The following is a 10,467-nucleotide window of genomic DNA, read 5'->3' as shown; positions in this document are numbered from 1 at the left end:
GCATTATCTGAACATAAAACACTATCAGTAAGTTGGAGTCATTACCCTGTGTGTTTCAGATAAACCGTTACATGGTGAGATTAAGCTTCCCGGCCAGGCTAACCGTTTTTATGAAGGCGCTATTTCCGAACACCTGCAAATTGGCATTCGGGCGATCGATTTGCTGCGCGCAGAAGGCGACCGACTGCATTCACGTAAATTACGAACCTTTAATGAGCCGCCGTTCCGATAATAAGTTATGAACCTTCTTATCAGAAATAGATGTGAAGGATTAAGTAAGACATCTGGCAAATAGCCTGCAATAAACGCGGGCTGCTTGCTTCCTTGGGCAGATGCGAGTTTTATTATCGTCTTAATGATTTCCACATATTAAAAGCAAGTATGCTTTCAAAACACAATTATAAAAAATCCCGCCAACAACATTAGTTTTTATAAAATTAAATATAAGATTATGGCTTTAGAATATTTTTATTTCTAATAGACGAGATTTTTCCTGTTATGATATAATATGCCGAATTAACACATGTTAACGATTTACCAGTAATGTAAATAAATTTTCGAGGAGATCATTCCAGTGGGACGTAAATGGGCCAATATTGTTGCTAAAAAAACGGCTAAAGACGGTGCAACGTCTAAAATTTATGCAAAATTCGGTGTAGAAATCTATGCTGCTGCCAAACAAGGTGAACCCGATCCAGAATTAAACACATCTTTAAAATTCGTTATTGAACGTGCAAAGCAGGCACAAGTTCCAAAGCACGTTATTGATAAAGCAATTGATAAAGCCAAAGGCGGCGGAGATGAAACGTTCGTACAGGGACGTTATGAAGGCTTTGGTCCTAATGGCTCAATGATTATTGCTGAGACATTGACTTCAAATGTTAACCGTACGATTGCTAACGTTCGCACAATTTTCAATAAAAAAGGCGGCAATATCGGAGCGGCAGGTTCTGTCAGCTATATGTTTGACAATACGGGTGTGATTGTATTTAAAGGAACAGACCCTGACCATATTTTTGAAATTTTGCTTGACGCTGAAGTTGATGTTCGTGATGTAACTGAAGAAGAAGGTAATATTGTTATTTATACTGAACCTGCTGACCTTCATAAAGGAATCGCGGCGCTAAAAGCAGCTGGAATCACTGAGTTCTCAACAACAGAATTAGAAATGATTGCTCAATCTGAAGTTGAGCTTTCCCCAGAAGATTTAGAAATCTTTGAAGGGCTTGTTGATGCCCTTGAAGATGACGACGATGTACAAAAAGTTTATCATAACGTCGCAAATCTCTAATTATATTTTAAAGAAATCTGTCTTTATGGCAGATTTCTTTAATCTCATATAATTCTTATAAAAAATATAATGTTTAACTCGTCATATTGCTTATAAAAAATCCCCGTTCCCAGAGAAATAATATTTATTAAAATGGCAGGTCTTCTTTTTCTGATTACCGAAGACAAAGTGGCAATTACGTATAGTTTCCCGATAAAGACGCGACAGCTACATCCCGCATAAGGCATTTTTCTCTTTATCTTTGTACGGTACTTCATGGAACAGAATTTTTGACCTTGTGAATCGTGATGTCTGTTGGGGAGGGGCAATTTGCTCACTGAAGCGTGAGACTCGATTAAGCGCACGAAACACAGAAATCAAAAAACCCGGCCACTTTTTTACAAAGTGGCCGGGTAAAAATAATTTTTATTTTTTAACTGTCCTGAGTCTCATAGAGATGTCTCAAAACTAAAATTTGGCTCCTCTGACTGGACTCGAACCAGTGACATACGGATTAACAGTCCGCCGTTCTACCGACTGAACTACAGAGGAATCGTGAGAACGAGGCGAATATTAGCGATGCCCACCCACAATGTCAAAGCCTGTTTTTTAAATTTGAAATCGTTTGCTGAAATAATCTGCATTTTGTCGTTTATTCCGACACAACTGGCTTTTTTTCACACTTTTGCGGCTCGGATCGAGGGTATTTCCACAGCCAACGTCCAGTAACCATTCGCCAGTAAAACAGCACGGCCCGCACAGCCCAGTAGGCAAACATTCCCATCCAGACACCAACCACACCCCAGCCAAGCATGATTCCCTGCACATAACCGACTACAACCCGGCAACCCCACATGCTCAACATAGAAACCCACATGGCGTAACGGGCATCACGAGCACCCTTAAATCCAGCGGGTAGCACCCATGAGGCGGACCAAATAGGCATAAATAAAGCATTTAGCTAAATCAGAATCACAACGACGTGTTTAACCTGTGGATCCTGGGTGTAAAACGATGCCATAACCCCGGCAAAGGGAGCCGTTAGCCAGGCGATGGCCGTTAATCCAAGAGTGGACAGCCAGAACACATGCCGCAACTGAATCTCTGCTTGCGCTATCTGCCCTACCCCCAACCTTCGGCCTGTAATGATCGTAGAAGCAGAACCGAGCGCACTTCCGGGTAAGTTGATAAGAGCCGCAATTGAGAACGCGATAAAATTTCCGGCAATAACGCTGGTCCCCATCCCGGCAACGAACATTTGGGTTAATAACCGACCACTGGTAAATAACACTGATTCGACACTCGCTGGAATACCAATCCCCATGACTTCCCAGATAATGCTAAAATTCAGCGGTTTAAAATAGCTCTTTAACGAAATCCTTAGCGCAGGATTAAAACCAATCGCCAGCACCCACAAAATTGCAACTGCGCCAATATAACGAGAAATGGTTAAACCCAACCCAGCCCCGACCAGGAGAAAAGGCCGTAAATCAATATGCCGCTAATAATAATATTAAGAATATTCAGGCTACCGTTAATCAGTAGCGGTATTTTCGTATTCCCTGCACCACGAAGTGCCCCGCTACCAATAAGAGTGATGGCAGCGGCTGGATAACTGAGTACGGTCAGCTCCAGATAAGTCAACGCCAGTGCTTTAACTTCTGTCGTGGCATCACCCGCGACGAAATCAATAATTTGTTCGCCAAAATGATGAATTAGCGTTGCCAACAGTACGGCAAACAACGTCATGATCACCAATGACTGCCGCGTCGCCACCCTCGCTCGTCGTCGATCCCGCTTACCGAGACTAAATGCTACAACGACAGTAGTACCAAGATCGATAGCTGCAAAAAAAGCCATAATGACCATATTGAAGCTGTCCGCCAACCCCACGCCGGCCATCGCATCTTTTCCCAGCCAGCTGACCAGAAAAGTGCTCAGGCCCCCCATCAACAGGACACAGACGTTCTCCATGAAGATAGGAACAGCAAGCGGGGTTATCTCGCGCCAGAACAACACTTTGTAGCTCTTGCGTTTAGAGTGCCAGCGAGTGCCGTGAACAACCTGGCGTAAAGCAGAGGAGATATTCAAAGCCGACCTTAATTGCAGAAAGTGAAACCACATTTCAAATGATGAGGGAGAATCAGCAAAGCTGCAAAGATTTTCGCCAACAAATTGTCTGCAAATGCAACAAACTGTTGATAGAAACGGCAAACAGTTGGGAAATTTAAAAATCGGGTTTGACAAAATATTTTTCGCCGTTAAGATGTGCCTCAACAGCGATTCCTCTGTAGTTCAGTCGGTAGAACGGCGGACTGTTAATCCGTATGTCACTGGTTCGAGTCCAGTCAGAGGAGCCAAATTTCTGAAAAGCCCGCTTTTATAGCGGGCTTTTTGCTATATCTGATAATCAATTTCCTCTTCACTGTTTTCCATCACCTGGCGCTTGATATCCTCAACTGACAGTCCTGCATTACAAAGTTCCAGAAAGCGCCAAACATAGTTACGCTGAAGTTGTCCTCGCTTCAGTCCCAACCAGACAGTATTAGCATCGAAAAGATGCCGCGTATCCAGGCGGATTAAATTCTCTTCCTCTTGTTCGCCGCTGGATTGTTCGGCAACTAATCCGATCCCAAGCCCAAGAGCAACATAGGTTTTAATGACATCAGAATCCTGTGCACTTAATACAATATCTGCCGGCAAACCTTTGCGGGTAAATGCGTCATCAGTGCGTGAGCGCCCCGTAATTCCCTGTCGGTAAGTAATTAACGGCCACTTCGCTATTGATTCCAGCGTCAATGGTGTAATTTGCGTTAAGGGATGATCGAGTGGAACAAGCAAACTATGGTGCCAACAAAACCACGGGAAGGCGACGAGCTGCGGGTCATTACTCAAACGCTCGCTGGCGATACCAATATCAGCTTCGCCATTTTGCAACAACGTCGCAATTTCCTGTGGCGAACCCTGGATTAGCTCGAGCCGAACCTCCGGGAAAAGTTCGCGAAAAGCTTTAATGACCTCTGGCAAGCTATAACGTGCCTGAGTATGCGTCGTTGCAATAGTGAGAACACCAGACGTATCGTTGGTAAACAGGTCTGCAAGCCGACGAACATTACTGGCTTCATTCAGAATACGTTCTGCAATGACCAGTAATGCTTTGCCCGGTTCAGTCATCCCCAGCAGTCGCTTACCTCGTCGAACAAATATTTCGATGCCAAGTTCATCCTCCAGTTCCCGAATATGACGGCTAACGCCTGACTGTGAGGTAAAAAGCATATTCGCAACCTCTGTCAGGTTGTAATCCTGACGTGCAGCCTCGCGGATTATCTTTAGTTGTTGGAAATTCACGGTAAACTCCGGGCAGTTCAGATATCCCGTTATTGTTAAAGTCTAATGCCCGGCATAACAAATAATAAAAACCCGCATCTTATTCCATCCCGATATAACGCTTAGCTCACCAATTGCCACTGCCTTTTTTCCATCACTGGAGAACTAATCACTGACATTAACAACTCTTTCACTGCCTGTGCCTGTGGTGACAAGTTTGCTCTGGCGGGTAAATTTAAGGACAAAGAGAGACTCATTGAAGGAGTGGTAATGCGTGACATCCACCCATTTACTGCGCCACATAACGAACGCGCAGCCGATTCAGGTAATACTGCAACGCCCATGCCGCTGGCAATCGCTGCGGTAAGCGTGGCAATAGACTCAATTTCACCAATGACTTTTGCCGTGAGCCGCCGTAGGGAAAAAGCCTCATCAACACGAAGTCTAACAGCGCTGTAATCACTGGGGAGAAAAAGGTTCATTTGCGCAATAGCATTAACATCAACGTTTTGCCCCGGGCAATCTTGAGTTCCTACCAGGAAAAGATCTTCTTTCAGCAAAGCCTGACTGGATACCCCAGCCACAGGGGAATGCTCATAAATCACCGCCATATCGAGTTGGTGATTTATCAGTTTTTCGTTAAGCACTGCGCCACTATTTTCATGAAGATAGATAACGACCTCCGGGAATTCAGCGCGAACCGCCTGTAATAAGGGCATGGTGATGGATGACGCAGCGGTTCCTGGCGCAAAGCCAATCGAGACTTGCCCCGATAATGACTGACCAACGTTATGCACCGCCAGTTGGGCCTGCTCACACTGACGTAAAATGGCCCGTGCATGGGTATAGAGAATTTTTCCGGCGTCTGTTGGCGTAACGCCCCGTTTTGTGCGAATCAAAAGCTGTTGATTTAACTCACCTTCCAGTATGGCAACCTGCTGGCTGAGCGCTGGTTGTGCGATATGCAATACTTCAGCAGCCTGGGTCAGGCTACCAATATCTACAATTTTTACGAAGTATTTCAGGCGTCTGAAGTTCATGTTGCCTCCGGTTTTTAAGAATCGGCCCAAGTGCCGCCATTACTTACAACCAGTATGCAAGATGCCTGCCAGTTCTATTTTGGCGTTGATGCGCAAGCTAACCAACTGTCAAATAAGAGATTATGATAGATTCGTCATTGGCCCTTTTTATCAGCAGTCGCATTCACCTGCCCTATAAAAGGAGGGTATGCACCACGATGGTTCATTACCCAATAAGATTGAAAGCTCACCACTTTGTTGAAATTGGCAGCAAACAAACAAAAAAATGCATTTCACCCTTTGACATCACCATGCACTGCCATTAATATGCGCCCCGTTCACACGATTCCTCTGTAGTTCAGTCGGTAGAACGGCGGACTGTTAATCCGTATGTCACTGGTTCGAGTCCAGTCAGAGGAGCCAAATTCAAAAAAGCCTGCTTTCGAGCAGGCTTTTTACTTTCTAATTACCAACGCTCTTAAAACATCTGTCTTGAACCAGAACTAATTTGCACAGGCATTCCCGATCGATGTTGCAACGCAGCATTTGCGCGATTTACATCAACTTCTTGCCCGTTGATAAACGCCCGCAAAGATGGGGTTACCGGCAATGGCACTTTTCGGTCAGACTCATATTCTGCACGATTGCGTGACAGCGGCTCATGAACTTCCAGCCACTTTGAACCATCCGGTTCCGTTGTGTATTTCACTGGCTGATCAATAATTTGTACACGTGTGCCTACAGGAACATTATCAAACAGATATTTGATATCGTCATTACGCAGACGAATACAGCCCTGACTTACACGGAGCCCAATACCAAAATTGGCATTGGTACCGTGGATGGCATACAACCTGCCAATATAAATCGCGTACAGCCCCATGGGGTTATCGGGCCCCGCAGGAACAAATGCGGGCAAACTCTCCCCTCGTTTCGCATATTCGCGCCGGGTGTTCGGCGTTGGCGTCCAGGTTGGTGCTTCTTGTTTACGTTCAACGGTAGTCACCCAGTTACGCGGGGTTTCTCGCCCAGCCTGGCCGATACCAATAGGAAAGACTTCCACTGTATTACTGTCTGGCGGATAGTAATAAAGACGCATTTCAGCGACGTTAACCACAATCCCTTTACGAACAGTGGCGGGCAAAATCAGTTGCTGCGGAATGGTGAGTTGTGAGCCAGGCTTCGGTAAAAAAACATCAGCGCCCGGATTCGCTTCCAGCATATTACTTAACCCTTGCCCGTATTGTGCGGCAAAAGTCTCCAGCGGCTGAGTATTGTGATCAGGAACAGTTACAGTAAGCGACTGCCCCACTAAACGGCTACCCTCTGGAGGTAATGGATAAGTTACCGCCAGGCTATTTTGGCTGGCAAAAAGCAGAGCAAATGAGCAAAGAATATTTACACGACGCATCATGTCCCTTTCCTAAGTCGCGAATACTATCCGATAAGTATAGCTTTTATCAGACTTTTCGTTTTTAGCTGTTCAAATCAGAAGTCGTATTCCCCGGTAGAACAATATTACTGGCAGCAAGTTCGCCCATGTTGTTGTATATCGCACAAGCAGCTTCGATGATGGACATCGCCAGAGCTGCACCACTACCCTCACCTAAACGCATATCCATATTGAGATAAGGCTCCAGCCCCAAATGCGAGAGCGCTATACGCGCGCCTTTTTCTGCCGACAAGTGAGAAGGAATGAGATACGGTTTGATTGCAGGAGACATCTGGCAGGCTGCGAGCGCAGCAGCATAAGAAAGAAATCCATCCAGCAACACGGGTAAACCGCAGGAAGCAGCACCTAACATCACTCCAGCTATTCCGACCAAATCAAATCCACCCACTTTTGCCAGGACATCAACACCATCCTGAGGATTTGGTTGATTCAACGTAATCGCCCGACGCACAACATCAATTTTATTAGCCAGTTTATCTGTCGGCAGGTTTGCGCCAATCCCAACCACTTCTTCAGGATCCCGGCCAGTGATTGTGCTGACTATTGCCGCTGCCGGTGTCGTGTTTGCCATCCCCAGTTCACCTACACCAAACAGCGTGACACCGTTTTTCGCCAGCTCCCGCGTATAACATATGACGTCCAAAAGCAACTTTTCAGCCTGACGGCGACTCATTGCCGGAGCTGAAGCAATATTGCCGCTACCTCGTGCGACACGCATGTTGATAAGCCCGGGGATAGGCTCAGCAGTATCAATACCAACATCAATTACGTGGACGTTAGCGCCCGCTTGTGCTGCCAGCACACACACGCCGGTTGTTCCACGGGTCATATTTTCAGCCTGTATGGCTGTCACTTCTTTTGGAGAAATAGCGACCCCTTCCTCCCAGACGCCGTGATCGGCACACATAACCAGTACCGCTTTTTTGCCCACATGCGGTATGCCATTCACCCCCGGCATTCCTGCCAGTTGTATGGCAAGCGCCTCCAGCTTTCCTAGGCTACCAACAGGTTTGAGTAACCCGTCAACATGCCGTTGTGCACGCGACATAGCGGCAGAATTGATGGCTGGGATCGTATTCAGTAAATCGGCAATTATTTGCATGTCATGTCTCTTTATAGCAGTGCCAGCAGGAAGACCAGTTCACCAAGCTCTATGGCTGCTCCCAGCGTATCGCCCGTTTGCCCGCCCAGCGTACGTTTGAGAAGCTGACCGAGGATGAAAATCGCCACCATCGTCACCACCATAGCAGCCACACCATGCATACCCAGCAATAATACGGCAGCAAAAATAGCGGCTAAGCCGAGTGTGACGCAGGTTTGTCGCGCCAATGAACACATTGCCAAGCCCTTCTTCCCGCGCATAACGATGACGATACATCAATAATGCGGCAGTCCCGCGGCTGACCGCACATGCTGCCGCCAGCGATGCAAGGATCGGTTCGCCACGCAGAGCCAACTCGCTTAACACCAGAATCTTTGCCAGTACCACAAAAATCAATGCCAGACCGCCGTGGGTGCCTAAACGGCTATCACGCATGATTTCCAACATGCGATCGCGGCTACGTGCAGAAAATACGCCATCACAGGTATCAGCGAGGCCGTCCAGATGGAATTCCCCGGTCATCAGCGCCAGCACAAGTACGCTAAACAGTGCCGCCAGTGGTGCGCCACACCATGCCTGCAGCACCATGAAGACCAGCCCGCTAATCGCGCCAAGCAATAATCCAATCAAAGGAAAAGTAATAATACCGCGAGAATAATGCTCGAAATCCAGTCCCTGGGACCAGCGACGCGGTACAGGCAGACGCGTAATAAATGAGAGCATCGCCCAAAATAATTTGCTCATTTGATTTTTACTCCAATACCCGAAACCACCAGCCATACTTCATTTGCCGCAGCGGCCAACTGCTGATTTACCCGCCCGGCAATATCACGAAAATGTCGTGCCAGACGACTCTCCGGCACAATCCCCATTCCCACTTCGTTAGTCACTAATACAACCTTTGCGGGGCAACGTTGGCAGGCAGCAATCAACGACTGAATCTCAGCATTAATCGCCTGTTCCATCGCCTGATAATCCCATTCATCAGGGTCTTTATCGCCGCCATAATCAAACAACAGATTAGTCACCATTGTGGTAACGCATTCCAGCAACACAGCCTCATTCGGGTTAATGTCTGCATGAATTAATTCATCAAGATGTTGCCAGCGCTCCACTGTGCGCCAGTGCTCCGGGCGGCTTTGCCGATGATGTTCTATCCGTGCAGCCATCTCATCATCAAGGATTTGCGAGGTAGCGATATACAGAACCTGTGAAGAGTCCCCAATAAGCACCTCTGCATGGCGACTCTTCCCGCTCCATGCGCCTCCCGTCACCAAAATCATCATACCGACTCCTGATTCAAATGTATGATGGTATACATTGAACAGAGCAATGGATCCCCCACCGTTGCTGACCGCAAAACATTTACGCGATTAATACTGCGCGTAATATAATTAAAAATCCAGCATTCTCAATCCATTACGAAATAAGATGGCATTACGGAATAGCCAGACTTTCTCGTGTTAACGTCCGACAAAATGCGTCATTGACAGCGGTTTCTGTGGATTGACACATTTCATTCAGATAATGAATTAATGCTACTGCCGGACCAACCAGCAAACGGGCATTGTGTTCTGAAATCCAGGCTATTGATTCAACGTCAGCGACAGATCTGCGCTGTAAAAGAACTTGTAAAACAACGCAATAGAATTATCCGGAATGGTGGCGACTATGCACTAGAACACCACAATTTCGCTCTCTCGGTAAGGCACTGTCACAGCATTCAACAGAATGTGACTTGCCAGATTTATTAGCGCCACCAGATGTTTAACCGGGTAACCACGACCCAGTCGGGGATATATTCCATCTTCTCGCTGACATCATCAAGAATAAAAAGGTTTATCACACTCAGAGCAACGTTCTTCAGCAGGCGGGATAATTCTTCAACATTTAAAAGATGTGTTATTAAAGGCATCTCAAATTGGACAGGGCTGCCGGTTTTCTGTTGCAACACCGTTGCTCTGCTTGAGACAGAACTGCCATATGCAGCATCTGATACTTTGAGTTTGACCAAATCACAGCCCCGTAGCTTACTGTCCAAAGCCATGTTGAACAGAGCTAGATCGCGTGTTTTACCTTCCAACTCAAGTCTAATCCGGATCCCCCAGATATGAGATATCTGAAGTGGCCTTTTTTGACCGATGGTACGGTCTTTATTCCACGGTGACGTTTTCATATTCAAATCTCCTGCAATGTGGGAGATTTGAGTATGGTTGTCTCTCAAGAGCGAAAATAAGTCAACTATCACTAGTTGTTGCGCATGTACGTATTCTGTCAATTAATTATTGACAATCAT

General features: G+C 46.4%; 6 protein-coding genes, 3 tRNA genes and 6 pseudogenes. 4 read left to right on the top strand and 11 right to left on the bottom strand.

The features are described from left to right. Positions 1 to 46: 46 nt before the first annotated feature. Together ACUU1I_RS17170 and ACUU1I_RS17165 are read left to right on the top strand one after the other, a co-directional pair. Positions 47 to 232, top strand: a pseudogene (locus ACUU1I_RS17170) (AMP nucleosidase); the annotation flags it as partial. 342 nt (positions 233 to 574) lie between these two features. After that, positions 575 to 1,291: a YebC/PmpR family DNA-binding transcriptional regulator gene (locus ACUU1I_RS17165; RefSeq protein ID WP_000532915.1), complete on the top strand. Its 717-nt coding sequence runs from the start codon at positions 575 to 577 to the stop codon at positions 1,289 to 1,291. A 455-nt stretch (positions 1,292 to 1,746) separates the two neighbouring features. Here the strand turns inward: ACUU1I_RS17165 and ACUU1I_RS17160 are convergent. After that, positions 1,747 to 1,822: transfer RNA gene (locus tag ACUU1I_RS17160), tRNA-Asn, on the bottom strand. Between the two features lie 100 nt (positions 1,823 to 1,922). Next, a pseudogene (gene yeeO, locus ACUU1I_RS17155) lies at positions 1,923 to 3,394 on the bottom strand (toxic metabolite efflux MATE transporter YeeO). A 160-nt stretch (positions 3,395 to 3,554) separates the two neighbouring features. Between yeeO and ACUU1I_RS17150 the strand changes: the two are divergent. After that, positions 3,555 to 3,630: transfer RNA gene (locus ACUU1I_RS17150), tRNA-Asn, on the top strand. A gap of 37 nt (positions 3,631 to 3,667) precedes the next feature. Here ACUU1I_RS17150 and cbl read toward each other — a convergent pair. After that, complete coding sequence (cbl, locus tag ACUU1I_RS17145; protein WP_001010995.1) at positions 3,668 to 4,618, bottom strand: HTH-type transcriptional regulator Cbl; 951 nt, start codon at positions 4,616 to 4,618, stop codon at positions 3,668 to 3,670. Positions 4,619 to 4,719: 101 nt separating this feature from the next. Next, positions 4,720 to 5,637: a nitrogen assimilation transcriptional regulator NAC gene (gene nac, locus ACUU1I_RS17140; RefSeq protein WP_001011445.1), complete on the bottom strand. Its 918-nt coding sequence runs from the start codon at positions 5,635 to 5,637 to the stop codon at positions 4,720 to 4,722. 326 nt (positions 5,638 to 5,963) lie between these two features. On the opposite strand from nac, the gene ACUU1I_RS17135 reads away from it, so the two are divergent. After that, positions 5,964 to 6,039, top strand: a tRNA-Asn gene (locus ACUU1I_RS17135). 55 nt (positions 6,040 to 6,094) lie between these two features. Here ACUU1I_RS17135 and ldtA read toward each other — a convergent pair. From ldtA to ACUU1I_RS17100, 7 genes and pseudogenes are all read right to left on the bottom strand, one after another. After that, the gene (gene ldtA / locus ACUU1I_RS17130; protein WP_000986346.1) at positions 6,095 to 7,030 is read right to left on the bottom strand and encodes a L,D-transpeptidase; all 936 of its coding nucleotides are present in this window, start codon (positions 7,028 to 7,030) and stop codon (positions 6,095 to 6,097) included. A gap of 61 nt (positions 7,031 to 7,091) precedes the next feature. After that, complete coding sequence (gene cobT, locus ACUU1I_RS17125) at positions 7,092 to 8,171, bottom strand: nicotinate-nucleotide--dimethylbenzimidazole phosphoribosyltransferase (RefSeq protein WP_001165578.1); 1,080 nt, start codon at positions 8,169 to 8,171, stop codon at positions 7,092 to 7,094. A gap of 11 nt (positions 8,172 to 8,182) precedes the next feature. After that, a pseudogene (cobS, locus tag ACUU1I_RS17120) lies at positions 8,183 to 8,894 on the bottom strand (adenosylcobinamide-GDP ribazoletransferase). Positions 8,895 to 8,911: 17 nt separating this feature from the next. Continuing rightward, positions 8,912 to 9,457 carry a bifunctional adenosylcobinamide kinase/adenosylcobinamide-phosphate guanylyltransferase gene (gene cobU / locus ACUU1I_RS17115; protein ID WP_000973202.1) on the bottom strand — a complete coding sequence of 182 codons (546 nt, stop codon included), beginning with the start codon at positions 9,455 to 9,457 and terminating at the stop codon, positions 8,912 to 8,914. Between the two features lie 151 nt (positions 9,458 to 9,608). Then, a pseudogene (locus ACUU1I_RS17110) lies at positions 9,609 to 9,752 on the bottom strand (cobalamin biosynthesis protein); the annotation flags it as partial. 8 nt (positions 9,753 to 9,760) lie between these two features. Then, positions 9,761 to 9,949, bottom strand: a pseudogene (locus tag ACUU1I_RS17105) (IS4 family transposase); the annotation flags it as partial. A 134-nt stretch (positions 9,950 to 10,083) separates the two neighbouring features. Beyond that, positions 10,084 to 10,347 (bottom strand): annotated as a pseudogene (locus ACUU1I_RS17100) (integrase); the annotation flags it as partial. Positions 10,348 to 10,467 lie beyond the last annotated feature (120 nt).

The sequence above is a fragment of the Shigella sp. SIG3 genome (assembly GCF_053555855.1).
This window is presented reverse-complemented; position numbering and strand designations above follow the sequence as displayed.

Bases quoted from the DNA above. Each gene is read 5' to 3' on its own strand.
- cobT (WP_001165578.1), bottom strand. From the start codon at position 8,171: ATGCAAATAATTGCCGATTTACTGAATACGATCCCAGCCATCAATTCT.
- ldtA (WP_000986346.1), bottom strand. From the start codon at position 7,030: ATGATGCGTCGTGTAAATATTCTTTGCTCATTTGCTCTGCTTTTTGCC.
- cobU (WP_000973202.1), bottom strand. From the start codon at position 9,457: ATGATGATTTTGGTGACGGGAGGCGCATGGAGCGGGAAGAGTCGCCAT.
- nac (WP_001011445.1), bottom strand. From the start codon at position 5,637: ATGAACTTCAGACGCCTGAAATACTTCGTAAAAATTGTAGATATTGGT.